This window comes from Halomonas getboli (assembly GCF_023094245.1).
Taxonomy (GTDB): Bacteria; Pseudomonadota; Gammaproteobacteria; order Pseudomonadales; family Halomonadaceae; genus Halomonas; species Halomonas getboli.
Window position 1 is genome coordinate 20,825 of record NZ_JALMEW010000006.1, and the last position, 18,318, is coordinate 39,142.

Sequence of the window (18,318 nt, forward strand, 5' to 3'; positions counted from 1 at the left end):
TGCCATGACCCCCGAAACGGTAATGACCATCGCCTACCAGGGCATGCGCGTGACCCTGCTGCTGGCCGGGCCGCTGCTGCTCACCGCGCTGTTCACCGGGCTGCTGGTCAGCCTGTTTCAGGCCGCTACGCAGATCAACGAGATGACGCTGTCGTTCATCCCCAAGATCCTGGCGGTGTTCGCCGTGCTGGTGCTCGCCGGCCCCTGGCTGCTGGGCCTAATCACCACCTTTACCCGCGAGCTGTTCGGCAACATTCCCAACATGGTGATGTAGGCCGCGATGGTCGAGATCACCTTCGCCCAGCTGCACGGCTGGCTGGTCGCCTTCCTGTGGCCGTTCTGCCGTATCACCGGGCTGATGCTGGCCTCGCCGATCTGGGGCCACTCCAGCGTGCCGCGCCAGATCAAGATCGCCCTGGCCATGGCGCTGACCGTGGTGATGGCGCCGGTGCTGCCGCCGATGCCTCAGGTGCCGCTGTTCTCCTGGGCCGGGCTCGGCATCGTCGCCGAGCAGCTGCTGATCGGCGCCGCCATGGGGCTGGTGATGCGCGTGACCCTGGTGACGGTCCAGGCCACCGGCGAGTTCATCGGCCTGCAGATGGGCCTGGCCTTCGCCACCTTCTTCGATCCCTCCAGCGGCACCAACATGATGGTGCTGTCGCGCTTCCTCTACATGATCACGCTGCTGATGTTCCTGGCCTTCGACGGCCATCTGATGGTGCTTGAGCTGCTGGCCTCGAGCTTCGAGGCGCTGCCGATCGGACTGGGCCGCTATGACCCCGGCGCCTTCGAGATGCTGGCCCGCTACGGCGGCACCATCTTCAGCTCGGGCATTCTGCTGGCCCTGCCGCTGGTGGCGGCGCTGCTGATCATCAACCTGGCGCTGGGCATCCTCAACCGCTCGGCGCCGCAGCTGACCGTGTTCAATATCGGCTTTCCGGCCTCGCTGACCGTGGGGGTGATCCTGATGATGGTGCTGATGACCGACCTCGACCGCTTCCTGGAGCGCCTGTTCGATCAGGGCCTCGACTTCCTGCAGGCCTTTCTCGCGGCGCTGGCGGGCTGAGCCGGCAGCAAAAAAGCCCGCCCTGACGGGATGCAGCAGGGCGGGCCAAAGGGACCATGGGCAGGGATGACCATGGCCGGCAGAACCTCCGGTCCGGGTAACGGACTCAGAGGTACTGGAAGAGCGACATGCCTTTCATGTCGGCGAAGGTCTGCTGCGCGGCCTGCAGGCCCACCTGACGCAGGCTGTATTCGGAGATCGCCTCGGCGTAGTCGAGATCGACCAGGTCGGACCGGGTCTGCTCGTAGTTGAGGGTGCGGTTGGCGCTGACGCCGTCCACCACGTCCAGCTCGTTGAGCCGCGCGCCCATGGAGGCACGCACCGTCAGCACGTTGTCCAGGCTATTGTCCAGCTCGCGCATCGAGGTGCTCAGGGTATTGCCGAGGGCCGCCTTCTCGGCATCGGTGCCGGCCGGATTCTCCAGCACGGAGATCGCGTTCTCGAGCGTGGTGAACAGGTCGGTATTGCCCTGATCGGCGGGGTTCACCGCGATGCTGTCGCCGGCGACGGGCTCGCCGTCGAGCTCCATCGCCAGGCCACCGAACTCGATCCGCATCGACTCGCCGTCGTAGCTGCCGCTGTCGACGCTGTTGCCGGCCGCATCCTGGACGTCGTAGGTGAAGCCCGAGGCGGCATCGCCGGCGAAGGCGATGGTGTAGGCCTGGGTCGTGTCGACGGCGTCATCGTCGATGACCTGGGGCCCGGAGAAGGCCACGCTGCCCGCATTGCCGGCGTCCGCACTGGCCACGTGGCCGGCGCCGCTCGGCACGCTCTGGAAGATCGCCTGCCCGCTGTCGCTGACCTCCATCAGCCGCGAAGCATCGATGCGCTGCCGACGTACCTGGCTGTCGCCCACGTACTCGACCTCATCGCTGGCGTTCTTGACGAAGGGGGCGCTGCCGTCGCTGTAGCCGCCGAACAGGTAGGTGCCGTTGCCATCGGTGGCGTTGGCCTGGCCGAGCAGCGTCTCGTAGACCCCGCTCAGCTCAGAGGCCACGGACTGACGATCCGCATCGCTGAGCGTGCCGTTGGAGGCCTGCACCAGCAGCGTCTTGGCCTTGGTGATGGCATCGCTGACGCTGTTCAGCACGCTCTCGCCCTGGGACAGCGAGTTGCGAGCGCTGACCCGCGAGTCGGTGTACTGCTCGGTCACGGCCAGCGACTGGCTGACGCCCACGGCTCGGGAAGCCGCCTGGGGATCGTCGGACGGGTTGACCACCCGGCGGCCGCTGGCGATCTGCTGGCTGACGTCGAGCAGCTTCGACTGCTGCTGATTGAGCGAGCCGACGCTCTGGTTGAACATGGTGACGGTGCTGATGCGCATCTCGTGAAGCTCCCTAATCAACCGCGCAGGCCGAGCACGGTGTCGAGCACCGTGGTGGCGGTATCGATGACCTTGGCGTTGGCCTGGTAGTACTGCTGGTAGCGGATCAGGTTGGCCGCCTCCTCGTCCAGGTTGACCCCGGACTCGGACTGCTGGACGGCCTCCAGCTGCTCGCTGAGCCCCTGCTGGGCCTCCAGGTTGACCTGCACGATATTGGTCCGATTGCCGACGTCGCTGACCATCGAGGCATAGGCCTCGCTGAGCGAGGCCGAGCCGCCGACCACGCTTTCCTGCTGCAGGTCCTGCAGCGCCAGGGCGTTCTCGTTGTTGCCCGAGCCGCCGCCGGGACCGGCCGCGGCGATCTTGTCGAGGTCGGAGATCGCGGTGTCGAGGTTGGCGGCGGCACGCCGCACCGGCTGCACCTCGAAGCTGTCGCTGTCGGCCAGGCCGGCGGGATCGTCGAAGCTCAGGGTCACGCCGCCGAAGCTCAGCTCGCCGCCGGCGTAGTCGACCTCGGCGGCATCCAGCACGGCCCCGGTGTCCTGGCGCACCACCTCGAAGGCCGGCGCCGCGGCATCGGTGACGCGCACCGTGTAGTCGGTGGCCTCGAGCCGGTCGATGTTGTCGGCATCGAAGGCCACCGAGGCGATCTCGGCCGTGCCCGCGTTGTCGTCGGCGGCGAAGGCGCGCGGCGCGCCGATGGTGAAGAAGTCGCCGCCCGCCTCACCGTCCAGATCGATGCCCTCGGCATGCTGCGCATTGACCGCCACCGCCAGCGAGACCGCCATCTGGCCGATCTGATTCTGGGCCTTGTCCAGGGTCTCGGTGCGGAAACTCATCAGCCCGCCGAGGGTCCCGCCGGTGATGGCATCTTCATCCAGCGCGTGGACGTTGCCGCTGGAGTCCGGGTAGCCGATCACGCTGCGCTGGGGATCGTCGGGCGAGGCCATGGCCTCGAGCTTGAAGCTGCGGTCGCCCATCACCAGCGGCTGGCCGTTGGGCAGGCTGATGTTGTAGGACTTGCCGTCCTGGATATTGAGCCGCAGGTCCATGCGCTCGCTGAGCTCGTGGACCAGCTGGTCGCGCTGGTTGAGCAGCGCGTTGGGCGCCTCGCCCTGCTTGGCGCGGGCCAGGGCGATCTCGCGGTTGATCGAGCCCAGCTGCTCGGTGGTGTTGTTGATCTGGGTGAGTTCGTCCTCGATCTGGCCGTTGATGCCGTCCTGCATGTCCTGCAGGTAGCCGTCGAAGGAGCGGAACTGGGCGCTCAGGGTATCCGCCGTGCCCAGCACGCCCTGACGGGCGGCCGGGTCGGACGGCGCGCTGGCCAGGTCCTCCATCGAGGAGAAGAAGTCCTGCATCAGCGGCGAGAGCCCGGCCGCCTCGTCGGCCAGCAGGCTGTCGATCTGCTCCACCTGGGTACCGTAGGCCTCCAGCGCGCTGGTCTTGCTGGTGGCGTCGTTCAGCTGGTCGGCGATATAGCGGTTGAACTGGCGCTGGATATCGTTGACCTGCACCCCGCCCGTGCCGGTGCTGCTCTCGCCGAGCACGGTCACCTCGCGGTTGTAGCCATCCGTGTAGACGTTGCTGATGTTGTTGCTGGTGGAGGCCAGGGCATTCTGGGCGGCGTTGAGACCGCTGAGGCCGGTGGAGAAGATGCTCATGACGATGTTCCCTTGTGCCGATACTGTTCGCTATCGGCCGCCCGGTCGCGGACTTGAGGCCGAAAGTCAGGAAAACGCGTGAAAAAGCCCCTGGAAATAGAGGATTAGCGGGAGGCGAGGCGTTCGCCCCCGGGCAGCGGCCCCAGGCTGTACATCACCGCGATCAGCTTGTCGGCGTAGGCCGGGTCGGTGGCGTAGCCGCCGCGCTGCAGGGCCCGTGCCGCCTGATCGGGCGTGGCGGCCGCGCTCACCCCGGCATAGCGGGGGTTGTCGCCGATCAGCCGGGCGTAGTCGGTGAAGGCCGCCTCGAAGGAGTCGTAGACGCGGAAGCGATCGCGCACCGGCTGGCGGCGGCCGTCGATGACCTCGTGGGTGAGGATCTCGGTGGTCTCGCCCCGCCAGCCGCTGCCGGCCTTGATGCCGAACAGGTTGTGGCTGTTGCCGCCGTCGGCCGTGGCGATCTCGCGACGCCCCCAACCGGTCTCCAGCGCCGCCTGGGCCAGGATCAGCTCGGCCGGCACGCCGCTCTCTCGGCTGGCCGCACGGGCCGGGCCGGCGAGCCTTTCCAGGAAGGCCTGAACGTGCTCCGGCCGCCCCGCCGGCTCGGCCGATGCGGCCAGGGCGGCGCCATCGTCGCCCGGCGTGGCCTGGATCGCATCGAGGAAGGAGGCCGGCGTGGCGTCATCGTCGCTTCGCTCGTCGGCCATCAGGGCATTGGTCAACGGCCGCGGGGTACCGCGGGGAATCCCGGCGATCAGCGCCTCGATGTCCCGGCCATTCGAGGTCCCGGCGTCGCGCCCGCCGACCGAGCCCTGGAGCTGGGACACCAGCTGGTCGGCCAGCCCCAGGCCGCGCTCGGCCACGCTCTGGGACCACTGCTTGTCGAGCATCTCCTGATACATGTCGCCGGCCTGGCTCTGCAGCAGCCCCGAGGAAGGCACCGCCTCGCGCATGCTCTTGACCATCATCTGCACGAACAGGGCCTCGAACTGCTGGGCCGCATCCTTCAGCCCCTCGCCGGAATCATTGTGCTTGAGGCGCTCGAGGCCCTGGATGTCCAGGGCGAACTGGCCGCGGGCGGTGTCGGGGGCATCCAGGCTCATCAGATGATCTCCAGTTCGGCGCGCAGCGAGCCCGCTTCCTTGAGGGCCTCGAGGATCGACATCAGATCGTTGGGCGTGGCGCCCAGGGAATTGAGCGCGTCGACCACTTCCATCAGGTCGGCACCCTCGACCACCTTGAGGGTGCCGGGCTGCTGCTGGATGCTGACCTGAGCGTTCTGGGTGACCACGGTCTGACCGTTGCCGAACGGGTTGGGCTGGCTGACCTCCACGTCGCTGTCGATGACGATCGACAGGTTGCCCTGGGCCACCGCCGCCCGACGCAGGGTGACCTGACCGTTGAGCACCACCGAGCCGGTACGCGAGTTGAGCACCACCCGGGCCGGCTCCTCGGTGGGCGTGACCTGGACGTTCTCGACCCGGGCCATGAAGTTGACCCGGGCATTGGGATCGCGGGGGCCGTCCAGGGCGATCACCCGAGCATTGCGCGCCGAGGCCACGACCCGGCCGAAGGCCTGATTGATGGCGCTGACCGCCCGCTGGGCGGTGCCGAAGTCGTCGGTCTCGAGCTGCAGCTCGAGCAGGCCGCCGTTGGCGCCCAGATCGAGCGGCACCTCGCGCTCCACGGTGGCGCCGCCCGCGATCCGTCCGCCGGCCTGCTGGTTGACCTGGACGCTGGAGCCGGCCGCCGAGGCGCTGGCGCCCCCGACCAGCAGGTTGCCCTGGGCCAGGGCGTAGACGCTGCCGTCGGCGCCCTTCAGCGGCGTCATCAGCAGGGTGCCGCCGCGCAGGCTGTCGGCGTTGCCCACCGAGGACACCACCACGTCGAGCTCCTGGCCGGGGCTGGCGAAGGCCGGCATCTCGGCGGTGACCATCACCGCCGCCACGTTGCGCAGCTGCATGTTGGTGCCGGCGGGCACGGTGATGCCGAGCTGGGACAGCATGTTGGTCAGGCTCTGACCGGTGAAGGGCGCCTGGGTGGTGCGATCGCCGCTGCCGTCGAGCCCGACCACCAGGCCGTAGCCGACCAGGGCGTTGTCGCGCACCCCGGCGAAGCTGGCGAGGTCGCGCAGCCGCTCGGCCTGGGCCGGCAGCGCCAGCAGGATCATGGCGACGAAGGCCAGCCCGGAGGCCAGCCGCGGAAGTGCGCCCGTCGCGCGTCGAGTGCCGGTCATCATGCCACTCTCCTAGAAGGGCGAGACGTTGAGGAAGAAGCGCTGCAGCCAGCCCATGTGCTGCGCCTCGTTGATGTAGCCGTCGCCGACGTACTCGATGCGCGCGTCGGCCACCGAGGTCGAGGGCACGGTGTTCTCGCCGGTGATGTCGCGCGGATTGACCACGCCGCCGAAGCGGATGAACTCGGTGCCCTGGTTGATGGCGATCTGCTTCTCGCCGCGCACCCGCAAGTTGCCGTTGCCCAGCACGTCGATCACGGTCACGGTGATGGTGCCGGTGAAGGAGTTGTTGGCCTGGGAGCCGCCGCCGCCCTGGAAGTCGCTGTCGCCGGAGACGTCGAAGCCATACTCGGCCAGCTTGTCGAGGGCGTCCGGCAGCTGCGCCAGCTCGAGACTCGACGAGCCGCTCCGGTCGGCGCTGGACTGAGAGTTCTTGCTGGCGCTGACGTCCTCGTCCAGCACGATGGTCAGGATGTCGCCGATCATGCGCGGGCGCCGGTCCTCGAACAGCGGCTGGTAGCCGCTGCGCGGCTGATAGATGGCGCCGTTGGCGCGTGCCATCGGCCGCTCCGGAATCTCGATCTTCTCCTGCTCGCCGACCACCGAGGCGTGGGGAATCTGCGCGCAGCCCCCCAGCACCGCCAGCGCCGCCATCAGCAGCCAGCGCCATGCGCCGCCCGGGCTAGCCCTGCTCATGCCGTCCTCCTCCGCTCCGTCATCGGCGTCACAGCTGCGCCAGGCGCGACAGCATCTCGTCGCTGGTCTGCACGGCCTTGCTGTTGATCTCGTAGGCGCGCTGGGTCTGGATCATGCTGACCATCTCCTTGACCACGCTCACGTTCGAGGTCTCGACGTAGTTCTGCATGATGCTGCCGGTGCCGTTCATGCCGGGAATGTCCTCGGTGCGCGGCCCGGAGGCGGTGGTCTCGGCATAGAGGTTGCCGCCCAGGCTCTCCAGCCCGGTGGGATTGACGAAGGTGGAGAGCGTGACCTGACCGACCTCCTGGAGCTCGCTGTCGCCCGGCACCTTGACCGAGACGATGCCGTCCTCGCCGATGTTCACCGACAGGGCGTTCGGCGGGATGACGATGCCCGGCTCCAGCGGATAGCCGTTGGCGGTGACCATCTGGCCGTTCTGGTCGAGCTGGAAGCTGCCGTCGCGGGTGTAGGCGGTGGTGCCGTCCGGCATCATCACCTGGAAGAAGCCCCGACCCTCGATCGCCAGGTCACGGCTATTGCCGGTCTGCTCGAGGCCGCCCTGGGTGTGCAGGCGCTCGGTGGCCACCGGGCGCACGCCGGTGCCGACCTGCATGCCCGACGGCAGACGGTCCTGGGCGTTGGTCTGGGCGCCGGGCTGGCGCAGGTTCTGGTACAGCAGGTCCTCGAACACCGCCCGCGACTGCTTGAAGCCGTTGGTGTTGACGTTGGCCAGGTTGTTGGAGATCACGTCCAGCTTGGTCTGCTGGGCCTCCAGACCGGTCTTGGCCGTCCACAGTGACTTGATCATTCTGCTTCCCTCATGTTCGTGCGCCTCAGCTCATGGAGAGCAGGCTGTTGGCGCGCTGATCGTTCTCGTCGGCGGTGCTCATGACCTTGGTCTGCATCTCGTAGCGCCGCGCCACGTCGATCATCGACACCATGGTCTCCACCGGATTGACGTTGCTGCCCTCCAGCGCGCCGCTGATCAGCGTGGCGTCGTCATCGGCCGGCAGCAGGCCCGGCTCGCCGTTCTGGCCGGCCTGGGCGCGGAACAGGCCGTCCACGCCGCGCTCGAGCCCGCCGGGACCGGGCGTGGCCAGCTTCAGGCGCCCCACCGGCACCAGGGCATCGGGACCCTGGCCGGTGCCGATGGCGCTGATCGTGCCGTCGGCGCCGATCGACACCTGCGCCCCGAGCGGCACCTGGATCGGGCCGCCCTCGCCGATCACCGGGTTGCCGGCGCTGCGCAGCAGGCCGTCGCCGTCGACCTGGAGGTCGCCGCGGCGGGTGTAGGCCTCGCTGCCGTCGGGGGCCTGGACGGCGAGCCAGGCATCGCCCTTCATCGCCACGTCCAGGGTGCGGCCGGTGCGGGTCATCGGCCCGGGCGAGGTATCGGCGCCCGGCGTGGAGGCCGCCACCGAGGCGCGGGTGTCCAGCCGACCGTCGCCCTGCACCGGCACCGCGCGCATGGCGTGCAGCTGGGCGCGAAAGCCGGTGGTGGAGGCGTTGGCCAGGTTGTGGCTGACCACCGCCTGCTGCTCCATGCTCTGGCGCGCGCCGCTCATGGCGGTGTAGAGAATGCGATCCATGGCTCAGCTCTCCGGCTTAGCGGCTCAGGTTGATGGCGGCCTGAAGCACCTCGTCCTGGGTCGAGATGGTCTGGGAGTTGGCCTGGTAGGCGCGCTGGGTGACGATCATGTCGACCAGCTGGCTGGCCAGGTCCACGTTGGAGGTCTCGATGGCACTGGACTGGACGCTGCCGAGCACCCCGGTGCCCGGCTCGCCGAGCAGCTCCTGACCGGAGCTCGCGGTGGCCGACCAGGCGTTGTCGCCCACCGCCTCGAGCCCTTCCGGGTTGCGGAAGTTGGCCAGCGCGATCTGCCCGGCCGGCACCGACTGCTCGTTGGCGTAGTTGCGCATCACGGTGCCGTCGTCCTGGATGGTGATGCCCACCAGGGCGCCGGAGGTATAGCCGTCCTGAGTCAGCGAGCTGGTCGAGGAGGTATTGCCGAACTGGGTGGAGCCGGTCGGTCGATAGTCGAAGGTCAGCTCGGCGGCGCCACCCTTCGCGGCGAAGGTCATCGCCGTCTCGATATCGGCATCCAGGGCGTTATAGGCGGTGGTATAGGCAGCCTGGGCAGTATTACGCTGACCAAGCGCATCGCTATATGCCGTCGTCGCGTCAGTCAATTCAGTATTGGCAGCCGTAAGCGCTGTGTTGGCATCCGCCAGAGCATCCTGATTGGCCTGGGAGCTATCGGCGTCAAAAGCCGCCTGGGCTGCGTCGACGGCGGCCTGGGCACTGTCGTAGGCATCCTGCGCCGCATCTCGGTCGCTGGTCGCCGTTACCAGCTCGGCCTCGCGCTGCTCGAGCGTGTCCTCCGCCTGCAGGAAGTTGGCGTCGACACCGGCCACGCCCTGGTCCTGGAGCTGGCCGTTATTGTCGAAGCGCAGGAAGAAATCGTTCTCTTCAGAGTATGTGCCGTCCATCACCGCCCGGCCGCGCCAGGTATTGGCATCGACCTTCTCGTAGTAGACGGTGACGTTGCGCGAATTGCCCAGCGAGTCGTAGGTCGAGAAGTTGTTCGAGAAGTGGTAGTTCAGAGTCGTGTCTGCCCCCGTAGCGTCGGTCACTTCGGCCTGGCTGAGATCGCTGCCGACGGTTTCTCGCGCATCCAGGTTGAAGGAGGTGGAGACCTCGGTGGTAGCGCTGGCCGCCATGTCGTCCGCCGGCACCTGCAGCACCCCGGGCTGGCCGCCGGTCTGGACGTTGCCCGCCGCGTTGAGCCCGTAGCCCATGATCCTCGCCCCCTGGGCATTCTCCAGGTAGCCGTCGGCGGTCATGGACAGCTGGCCGTTGCGCGAGTAGACCACCTCGCCGTCCTGCTGGAAACGGAAGAAGCCGTCGCCGCTGATCGCCAGGTCCAGGTTGCGGCCGGTGTTCTCGATGTTGCCGTCGCCAAAGTCCTGCAGCACGGCGGAGACCTTGGTACCGAGGCCGGTGGAGCCGGCGAAGATGTCGGCGAACTGGGCGCTGGAGCTCTTGTAGCCCACGGTCTGGGAGTTGGCGATGTTGTTGCCCAGCACGTCGAGGCTGGAAGAGGCGGCATTCAGGCCGCTGAGCGCTTGTGAGAAACCCATGTCACTGTCCCTGCGTTATCGAATCATGAAAGGTGCCGGGCCGACTCGCCTCTGGAACCGGCCCCGGGGCATCACAGAATCTGCTTGATGTCGTTCAGGCCGACCTGGCCGTAGACGGCCCCCAGGTCGAGACGTACGTCGCCGTCGGTGGAGGGCGTGACGCTGTTGACCATGGCGTAGTTGAGGGCCTCGACCGACACGGCCTCGCCGCCCTGGCTGGCCTCGATGCGGAACTGGTAGGCCCCGTCGGCGGCGACCTGACCGTCGCGGGTCTTGCCGTCCCAGCCGAAGGACTGCACGCCGGCTTCCATGGCGCCCAGGTCATAGGTGTTGATCACCTCGCCGGAGGCGTTGGTGACGGTCACGCTGACCTCGTCGGCCGGGGCGCCCAGCTCCACCCCGATGGGCGTGGTGGTCACCTCGCCCTCGTCACCCTGACTCAGCAGCACCCGGTTGCCGGGCACCATCACGCCCTGACCGATCAGGGCGGTGGCCTGCAGCGTGCGCCCGGCGTCGATCTGACTGGTGATCTCGGACAGCGAGTCGTTGAGTTCCTCGATGCCGCTGACGGTGTTGATCTGCGCCAGCTGGGAGGTCATTTCCTCGTTCTTCATCGGATCCATCGGATCCTGGTTCTGCAGCTGGGTCACCAGCATGGTCATGAAGTTGTTGCGCAGCTCGTCCGACTGGCCAGAGGTCAGCCCGCCGGCCCCGGTGGCGCTGGCAGCACCGGCGTTGAGGCCGTTGAGCACGCCGGAATCGATGGTGGATGCCATGGGATCAGCCCTCGCCCAGGGTCAGGGTCTTGAGCATCAACTGCTTGTTGGTGTTCATGACCTCGACGTTGGCTTGGTAGGAGCGGGAGGCGGAGATCATGTTGGCCATCTCCGCCACGGGATCGACGTTGGGCAGGCTGACATAGCCCTGGTCGTCGGCCAGCGGATGCTCGGGGCGATACTCGCGGCGCAGCGGCGCGGGGTCCTCGACCACCTCGCGCACCCCGACCCCACCGATGCCGTCGCGGGTGGCGGCCTGGCTCTCGAACATCACCTGCTTGGCGCGATAGGCCTCGCCGTCGGGGCCGGCCACGCTGTCGGCGTTGGCCAGGTTGCTGGCGGTGACGTTCATGCGCTGCGACTGGGCGCTCATCGCCGAGCCGGAAATATCGAACACGGAAAACATCGACATGCCACCGCTCCTTATTCGGGTTGCATGGCCTTCTTGAGGCCCTGGATTCGACTGTTGAGGAGCGTCAGGGAGGCCTGATAGCGCACCGAGTTGTCCGCGAAGGCGGTGCGCTCGCGATCCATGTCGACGGTATTGCCGTCGAGACTCGGCTGGTCCGGCACCCGATAGAGCAGCTCCCCGCGCGGCGCCGGCATCCCCTGGCCGGCCAGATGGCCGGCGTCGGTGCGGGCCAGCGACAGGCCGCCGCGCGCGCCGGCGCCCTGTCGCGTCGCCTTGGCCAGTTCGGCGCCGAAGTCCATGTCGCGGGCCTTGTAGCCCGGGGTATCGGCGTTGGCGATGTTGCTGGCCAGCATCTTCTGGCGCTCGTGGCGCAGATGCAGGGCCTGCTGGGAGAAATTGAGGGAGGCTTCGAGCTGATCGATCATCCGGCACGCTCCGGAAAAGGAAATTCGTCGACGATGGAGAATAGCCAGGGAGGTGTCAGCCCAAAGGGCCGAACAGCCATCGATAGCCGGGCCATTTCACGGCATCCCCGCCCACGATGACCGCTAGACTTCGCTCAGGAATCCTCGCCGAGCCATGCCTCATGCCCCGACCGATCCGTCGCTGCCTGCTACTGCTGTTGCTGCTGGCCGCCACTCCGGCGCCGGCCGAGGACACGGTCATGCTCGACGCCGTGCGCGACTTCCTGACCGCCGAGGCCGCCCCGCTGGGCGACGAGGTCAGCGTGACCCTCTATCCGCCCGCCGCGCATTTCCCGACCTGCCAGCAGCCGGCGCCCTTCCTGAGGAACACGTCGCGCGCGCCGCTGGGGCGGCTGTCGGTGGGCATACGCTGCGGCGGAGACGACGCTCGCACCCGCTATCTGCAGGCCGAGGTCAGCGTGATCGGCCGCTATCCGGTCACCGCCCACGCCATCGCCGCGGGCGCGGTGCTGACCCGCGACGACCTGGAACAGCGGCGCGGCGAACTCGACCGCCTGCCGCGCCGGGCGCTGCGTTCCGTCGAGGCGATCGTCGGCCAGCAGGCGCGCCGCTCACTGGCCGCCGGGCGGGTGATCCAGGCCCATCAGCTGCGGGCGCCGAGACTGGTGGAGCGCGGCGATCGCGTCACCCTGGAGGCGAAGGGGCAGGGCTTTCGCATCATGCGCCAGGCCGAGGCGCTGGGCTCGGGCGGCCGCGGCGAGGAGATCCGGGTGCGCCTGGACGACCGCCGCATCCTCGAGGGCCGCATCATCGGGCCCAGGCGCCTGGCCGTGACCGGCTAGCCCGGGCTGGCCGCCACCCCCGCCCGGGCATTAAAGTTATGGCCTCGGGCGCCGATAGCTCGGGTAACGCACCGCTCACGAGGCATCTCACCGTGAAAGTCGACAATCACACTCCCCTGCGCCCCGGCCAGATCGAATCCCGCGACGCGACCCGCCAGACCCGGGAAGCGCCCGCGGCGCAACAGGACACGCCGGAAGCGGCGACCACGACGCATCTGCGCCAGGGCGCGACCGATGCGAGCCAGGACATCGATACCGCCCGGGTCGACGAGCTGCGCGCGGCCATCCGCGACGGCCAGCTGGAGATCAAGCCGGAGCGCATCGCCGACGGCCTGATCGCCAGCGTGCAGGACCTGCTGGCGGACGAGGGCGACGCTCAGTGAGCCTGAAGCAGCTGCTCGACGGCCAGGCCGAGCGCCTGACCCGGCTGGGCCAGCGGCTCGAGGAGGAACAGGGGCTGCTGGTCGAAGGCGAGATCGACGGCCGGCGCCTCAACGCCCTGGCCGCCGAGAAGGCCGACCTCCAGCGGGCGCTGGAGGATACCGAGGCGCGGCGGGCCAGGGTGCAGCGCCAGCTAGGCTATGCCGACGGCCTCGATGGCGCCCGCCAGGCCGCCGCCGATGCCGGCTGCCTCGACGGCTGGCAGGCCATGCTGGAAGGCGCCCGCCGGATCGCCCGGCTCAACGAACGCAACGGTCGCCTGCTGGAGCTGCGCATGCGCCACAATCAGCAGCTGCTCGACACCATCCACCGCCTCGCCGACCCCGACACCTACTCCGCCCAGGGCCGCACCGGGCTGCAGCCGCGCCGGCTCGACGCCCGCGCCTGAGCCGCGAGCGGCGGCGTCAGGCCGGTCGCGCCCACCACTCCGCCAGCTCGTCCGGCGTCTGCGGCGCGCCCAGCAGATAGCCCTGGGCCAGCGTCACGCCCAGCGCACGCGCGGCCGCGAGCTGCGTTGACGTCTCGACGCCCACCAGCACCGTCTCGATCTGCAGGGCATGAAAGCACTGCAGCAACGCCTCGAGGACGCGATCCCGCTCGAAGGAGGCGACCAGCGTCGGGCTCAGCTTGATCCGGGACAGCGGCAGGCCCGCCAGGGTCGACAGGTCCAGCGGCGTGGCGCCGACGTCGTTGGCCACCAGCCCCACCCCCAGCCGCCGAAGGCGCCGCAGCAGATGGGTCTGGCCCGCGACCCGATCGAACAGCCCCTGCTGGGTCAGCTCCAGCGACAGCCAGCCGGGCTCGAGCCCTTGCTGTCTCAGGAAGAGATCCAACGGGCGGCGATCATAGGCCGCCTGATCGAGCAGCTCTCCCTCGGCGTTCACCGCGATGTCGAGCGCCGCCAGCGGCGAGCCCTCGGCCTGCCAGGCGGCATGCTGGGCGATGGTCCGGGCGATGACCCAGCGATCCAGCCGCACCTGCTGCCCCAGCTCGGCGACCACCGGCAGGAAGGCATCGGGCGGCAGCAGGCCCTGGCGCGGATGCCGCCAGCGCACCAGCGCCTCCAGCCCCACGCAGCGGCCGCTGTCCAGATCGAGCTGCGGCTGGAACAGCAGCTGAAAGTGGGCCTCCGGGGCCAGCAGGGCCTCCTGCAACTGCTGGCGAAACGCCAGCTGCTCATCCAGATGGTAACGCAGCGCATCGTCGAAGAAGGCATGCCGCGAAGGGCCGGCGCGCGCCAGCGCCGCTTCGGCGCTGGCCAGCAGCTGCGCGGGAGCATCGCCATCCTCGGGATAGACGGCCACGCCGGCGGAGAGCGTCAGCAGCGTGGGATGCTCCGCCAGGCGGAAGGGCGGCTCCATCGCCTCGAGGCAGCGCATCACCGTGGCCTGCAGGCCACCGGGCGTGATCGGCGATTCGATCAGCACGCCCCAGCGGCCGGGCCAGAGCTTGACCAGGCTGTCCTCGCTGCGCAGGGTGCAGGCGAGACGCTGCTCGACGCGCCCGGACAGCGCCTCGAACGCCTCGGCGCCCAGGCTTTCGCGCAGCGCCGCATCGCCGTCGAGCCGCAGCACCAGCAGCCCCACGTGCCCCTCGCTGCGGTCGGCGCGTTCCAGAGCATGCGCCAGGCGATCCTCGAACAGCCAGACGTTGGGCAGACGGGCCGGCAGCCGACGCCAGGCCCCCGGTGCCAGGGCAGCGGGGGCTTCCCCGGGATCGATGACGCTCAACAGGCGCAGCCTGCCCTCATGCTCCTGCTGCACCGACGTCGCGCTCACCAGCACCAGGCGCTCGTCGTCCCGTTCGCCGACGCCGAGACGCGCCGGTTCCCAGCCTTCTTCCAGCGCCACCCAGCCGCCTTGGCGCTCGGACAGAAAGCCGGAATAGCGGATCAGGCCGTTGATCGGACGCCCTCGCAGCGTGTCCTCGTCGATCTCCAGCATCGCCTGGAAACCGGCATTGGCCCACTGGACCCGACCGTCGGCGTCCACCAGCACCAGTCCGAACGGCGCCTGCTCGACGACCAGACGCGACAGCGCCGCCGGCAGGAAATGCACCCCCGCCTGCTTGTCAGTTCCCTGTGCGGGCCCGCCGCTGCCATCCACCATCATCACCGCCGCCATCAAATGTTGCCGTTCCAGGTATCGGATGTCGGCCGCGCCGAGGCGTTCTTGAACGACATCCGCCTATCCCGACTCGCACCGATCTTCGCTCTATTCCGCTCCCGGCCCGGCCGCTCTCCGATACCCCTCGCAGTATATCAAGCGACCCCGCGCCACCTGTCGGGAAAAACGCCCGAAAACGCCCCTATCTCGCGATGAAACGTCGCCAAGGAGGCGCCTTGCGCTTGTTTTCGCCTCGGCCCTTGAGCAGACTCCCAAGCCACTGTCATCACAGCGGTTTAACGCCTACATGAGTGATCTTCACGTTCCTTACAACCTGGCACTGGTCGCGCTGTCCTTCGGCATCGCCGCCATCGCCTCGCTGACGTCGCTGGATCTCGCCGGTCGGGTGCGCGCGGCCACGGGCCTGGCCGGCCAGGCCTGGCTCGGCGGCGGCGCCTTCGCCATGGGCACCGGCATCTGGGCGATGCATTTCATCGGCATGCTAGCGATGGACATGACCGCGAACGCGGCCTATGGCATTCCGCTGACGCTGCTGTCGCTGGTCGCGGCCGTGCTTTCCTCGGCGCTGGCCCTGGCCATCGTCCAGACCGGCCGACTGACTCGCCGCCGCCTGGGCTTCGGCGCCCTGATCATGGGGCTGGGCGTCTGCCTGATGCACTACGTGGGCATGGAAGCCCTGCAGACCCGAGGCGCGTTGCACTACCGGCCGGGCTTCTTCCTGGTCTCGCTGGGCGTCGCCGTCTCCGCCGCCGCGCTGGCCCTGTGGCTCGCCTTCCGCCTCAATCCCTCGAATGCCCGCCTGCGCGTGCCGCTGTGGCAGCGTGGCCTGGCCGCGCTGGTCATGGCCGTGGGCATCTCAGGCATGCACTACCTCGGCATGGCAGCGGTCATCTATCCCGACGGCGGCATTCAGCCAGCCTCGGGCGGGCTATCGAACGGCCAGCTCGCCATCACCGTGGCCCTGGTCTCGACCTGCATCATGCTCGCCGCCCTGCTGATCGCCCTGTTCGATGCCCATCTCTCCTCGCGCAACGCCCAGCTCGCCGCTTCGCTGCGCGAGGCCAACCGGGAGCTCAAGGAGATGGTCTATCGCGATGCCCTGACGCAGCTGCCCAACCGGCTGCTGCTGGAGGAGCGCCTGGATAACCTGCTCGACGCTTCCCCGCGGAGTTTTGCGGTATTCTTCGTCGACCTGGATCGCTTCAAGCACGTCAACGACTCGCTGGGGCATCACGTCGGCGACGAACTGATCCGCCAGTCGGCGGCCCGCCTTCAGGCCGCGGTGCGCGACACCGATACCGTGGCCCGGGTCGGCGGCGACGAGTTCATGGTGCTGATGGACGGCAGCGTGACGCGCGATGACGCCGGCACCCTCGCCCGCCGCCTCGTCAGCACCCTGGACCAACCCTTTCAGATCGACAGCGGCGTGGTGAAGGTCTCCACAAGCGTCGGCATCGGCCTCTACCCCGAGCACGGCCGCGACAAGCACGCGCTGATGGTACACGCCGATGCCGCCATGTACGGCGCCAAGCAGCGGGGCCGCAACACCTTCCAGTTCTTCGAGCCGGACATGACCCTGCGCGAGGAACGCCGCATCCAGCTGGAGCGGCGCCTGCGCCTGGCCGTCGAGAACGAGAGCCTGAGCCTCGCCTACCAGCCCAAGGTGCAGGTCGAGACCGGCCGCATCACCGGCGTGGAGGCGCTGCTGCGCTGGCACGACGAGGAGCTGGGCAGGGTGACGCCGGACGAGATGATTCCCCTGGCCGAGGACTCCGGCCTGATCCTGCCGATCGGCGAGTGGGTGCTGCGCACCGCCTGCCGCTATGCCAAGGCGTGGGAGCAGGACGCCGGCCACCCCCTGGCCATGGCGGTCAATATCTCGGCGGTCCAGCTCAACGAGCGGCACTTCGTCGACACGCTGCGGAAGGTGCTGGCCGAGACCGGCCTGCCGCCCTACTGCCTCGAGCTGGAACTGACCGAGAGCGCACTGATCCGGGATCCCGATCATGCCCTGAAGGTGCTCAACGAGCTGCGCGCGCTGGGCGTGACGCTCTCCATCGACGACTTCGGCACCGGCTATTCGAATCTCGCCCAGCTGCGGCGCTTTCCCATCGACCGGCTGAAGATCGACCGCACCTTCATGTCCCAGGCGGTGGACAACCGGCAGGATGCCGCCATCGTCAAGGCCGTGGTGGCCCTGGCCCGAAGCCTGGACCTGCAGGTGGTCGCCGAAGGCATCGAGAACGAGGACCAGCTGCGGCTGATCCATCAGCTGCAGAGCCATGAATATCAGGGCTACCTGTGCAGCAAGGCCCTGCCCGGCGACGAGCTCAGGCGGTTTCTGTCGCAGCAGTCACGAGCGCTGACGGCAGCTGAGTCGGGCAGGCTCGGCGCTACCCCAGCGCCTTGACGATCAGCTGCACGCCGACGAGCGCCATGGCCAGCACCACCAGCCGGTAGAACAGCCGCTCGTTGACTCGATGCTGCAGCCACAGGCCGCTGCGCACCCCCGCCCAGGCCACCGGCACCAGCACCAGCGAGGCCCAGATACTGGTCAGGTTGATCTCGCCGAGCAGCAGATAGGGCGGCAGCTTCATGAGATTGACCGAGGCGAACACCAGGGTCGTGGTGGCGATGAAGGTCATCTTGGGCAGTCGACGCGGCACCAGGTAGAGGTTCATCGGCGGCGCCCCGGCGTGGGCGATGAAGCTGGTGATGCCGGTGGCGATCCCCGCCGGCCAGGCCCAGAAGGGGCGGATCGGCCGCGACGCGGCGGGCTTGGCGATCATGTAGACGACGAACAGCAGCGAGATCACGCCCAGCAGCAGGCGTACGTGGTCCTCGTCCAGGCGCTCCGCCATCAGGGTCGCCGCCGCCACGCCGATGGCCAGTCCCGGCAGCAGGCGCTTCACCTCGGCCATGTCGTGATGTCCCCACCAGGCCTTCACCGCCAGCGCATCCATCACCAGCAGCAGCGGCAGCAGCAGGCCCGCCGCCTCGATGGGCCCGATGGCCAGCGCCATCAGCGGCACCGAGAGGGTGCCGAAGCCGCCAGCGAAACCGCCCTTGGAGACACCGGTGAGATAGGTGGAGAGCACGATCAGCGTCCAGGCGAGCCAGGAGTAGTCGGGCAGGGTCATGTGCGCATCCTTGTGCCCCGCGTCGGTCG

General features: G+C 68.6%; 19 protein-coding genes. 6 read left to right on the plus strand and 13 right to left on the minus strand.

Features of this window, described 5'->3' with window-relative positions:
* Nucleotides 1-4: 4 nt before the first annotated feature.
* Nucleotides 5-274, plus strand: a complete 270-nt coding sequence (fliQ, locus tag MYL53_RS13075; RefSeq protein ID WP_247854393.1) for a flagellar biosynthesis protein FliQ — start codon at nt 5-7, stop codon at nt 272-274.
* A gap of 6 nt (nt 275-280) precedes the next feature.
* Nucleotides 281-1,066, plus strand: coding sequence for a flagellar biosynthetic protein FliR (fliR, locus tag MYL53_RS13080; protein WP_247854394.1), 786 nt, complete (start codon nt 281-283; stop codon nt 1,064-1,066).
* 106 nt (nt 1,067-1,172) lie between these two features.
* On the opposite strand, the gene flgL is transcribed toward fliR, so the two are convergent.
* From flgL to flgB, 11 genes are all read right to left on the minus strand, one after another.
* Nucleotides 1,173-2,390, minus strand: a complete 1,218-nt coding sequence (gene flgL / locus MYL53_RS13085) for a flagellar hook-associated protein FlgL (RefSeq protein ID WP_247854395.1) — start codon at nt 2,388-2,390, stop codon at nt 1,173-1,175.
* Between the two features lie 17 nt (nt 2,391-2,407).
* Nucleotides 2,408-4,051 (minus strand): flagellar hook-associated protein FlgK, encoded by a 1,644-nt coding sequence (gene flgK / locus MYL53_RS13090; protein WP_247854396.1) that lies wholly within the window; start codon nt 4,049-4,051, stop codon nt 2,408-2,410.
* A gap of 104 nt (nt 4,052-4,155) precedes the next feature.
* Nucleotides 4,156-5,154 carry a flagellar assembly peptidoglycan hydrolase FlgJ gene (gene flgJ / locus MYL53_RS13095; protein ID WP_247854397.1) on the minus strand — a complete coding sequence of 333 codons (999 nt, stop codon included), beginning with the start codon at nt 5,152-5,154 and terminating at the stop codon, nt 4,156-4,158.
* A complete protein-coding gene (locus MYL53_RS13100) occupies nt 5,154-6,221 on the minus strand; it encodes a flagellar basal body P-ring protein FlgI (RefSeq protein ID WP_282103568.1) in 1,068 nt (355 codons plus the stop codon). The genes flgJ and MYL53_RS13100 overlap by 1 nt, the downstream gene beginning before the upstream one ends.
* A gap of 78 nt (nt 6,222-6,299) precedes the next feature.
* Nucleotides 6,300-6,941: a flagellar basal body L-ring protein FlgH gene (locus tag MYL53_RS13105; RefSeq protein ID WP_425591759.1), complete on the minus strand. Its 642-nt coding sequence runs from the start codon at nt 6,939-6,941 to the stop codon at nt 6,300-6,302.
* Nucleotides 6,942-7,011: 70 nt separating this feature from the next.
* Nucleotides 7,012-7,794, minus strand: a complete 783-nt coding sequence (flgG, locus tag MYL53_RS13110; RefSeq protein ID WP_035594307.1) for a flagellar basal-body rod protein FlgG — start codon at nt 7,792-7,794, stop codon at nt 7,012-7,014.
* A 25-nt stretch (nt 7,795-7,819) separates the two neighbouring features.
* On the minus strand, nt 7,820-8,575 hold the full coding sequence (locus MYL53_RS13115; RefSeq protein ID WP_247854399.1) for a flagellar basal body rod protein FlgF: 756 nt from the start codon (nt 8,573-8,575) through the stop codon (nt 7,820-7,822).
* A gap of 16 nt (nt 8,576-8,591) precedes the next feature.
* Nucleotides 8,592-10,127 carry a flagellar hook protein FlgE gene (locus tag MYL53_RS13120; RefSeq protein WP_247854400.1) on the minus strand — a complete coding sequence of 512 codons (1,536 nt, stop codon included), beginning with the start codon at nt 10,125-10,127 and terminating at the stop codon, nt 8,592-8,594.
* A gap of 71 nt (nt 10,128-10,198) precedes the next feature.
* A complete protein-coding gene (gene flgD / locus MYL53_RS13125; protein ID WP_247854401.1) occupies nt 10,199-10,903 on the minus strand; it encodes a flagellar hook assembly protein FlgD in 705 nt (234 codons plus the stop codon).
* Between the two features lie 4 nt (nt 10,904-10,907).
* Nucleotides 10,908-11,315 carry a flagellar basal body rod protein FlgC gene (gene flgC / locus MYL53_RS13130; protein ID WP_247854402.1) on the minus strand — a complete coding sequence of 136 codons (408 nt, stop codon included), beginning with the start codon at nt 11,313-11,315 and terminating at the stop codon, nt 10,908-10,910.
* An 11-nt stretch (nt 11,316-11,326) separates the two neighbouring features.
* On the minus strand, nt 11,327-11,740 hold the full coding sequence (gene flgB, locus MYL53_RS13135; protein ID WP_247854403.1) for a flagellar basal body rod protein FlgB: 414 nt from the start codon (nt 11,738-11,740) through the stop codon (nt 11,327-11,329).
* 161 nt (nt 11,741-11,901) lie between these two features.
* Between flgB and flgA the strand changes: the two genes are divergently transcribed.
* From flgA to MYL53_RS13150, 3 genes are all read left to right on the plus strand, one after another.
* Entirely contained in the window at nt 11,902-12,582 is a 681-nt protein-coding gene (gene flgA, locus MYL53_RS13140; protein WP_247854404.1) for a flagellar basal body P-ring formation chaperone FlgA, read from the plus strand.
* 92 nt (nt 12,583-12,674) lie between these two features.
* Complete coding sequence (flgM, locus tag MYL53_RS13145; RefSeq protein WP_247854405.1) at nt 12,675-12,965, plus strand: flagellar biosynthesis anti-sigma factor FlgM; 291 nt, start codon at nt 12,675-12,677, stop codon at nt 12,963-12,965.
* A complete protein-coding gene (locus MYL53_RS13150) occupies nt 12,962-13,411 on the plus strand; it encodes a flagella synthesis protein FlgN (protein ID WP_247854406.1) in 450 nt (149 codons plus the stop codon). The genes flgM and MYL53_RS13150 overlap by 4 nt, the downstream gene beginning before the upstream one ends.
* Nucleotides 13,412-13,427: 16 nt before the next feature.
* Here MYL53_RS13150 and MYL53_RS13155 read toward each other — a convergent pair whose 3' ends face one another.
* Nucleotides 13,428-15,146, minus strand: coding sequence for an EAL domain-containing protein (locus MYL53_RS13155; protein WP_247854407.1), 1,719 nt, complete (start codon nt 15,144-15,146; stop codon nt 13,428-13,430).
* A 289-nt stretch (nt 15,147-15,435) separates the two neighbouring features.
* Here MYL53_RS13155 and MYL53_RS13160 point away from each other — a divergent pair, with 289 nt between their 5' ends.
* Nucleotides 15,436-17,559 (plus strand): putative bifunctional diguanylate cyclase/phosphodiesterase, encoded by a 2,124-nt coding sequence (locus MYL53_RS13160; RefSeq protein WP_247854408.1) that lies wholly within the window; start codon nt 15,436-15,438, stop codon nt 17,557-17,559.
* On the opposite strand, the gene MYL53_RS13165 is transcribed toward MYL53_RS13160, so the two are convergent.
* Nucleotides 17,543-18,289 carry a sulfite exporter TauE/SafE family protein gene (locus tag MYL53_RS13165; RefSeq protein WP_247854409.1) on the minus strand — a complete coding sequence of 249 codons (747 nt, stop codon included), beginning with the start codon at nt 18,287-18,289 and terminating at the stop codon, nt 17,543-17,545. The genes MYL53_RS13160 and MYL53_RS13165 overlap by 17 nt on opposite strands.
* Nucleotides 18,290-18,318 lie beyond the last annotated feature (29 nt).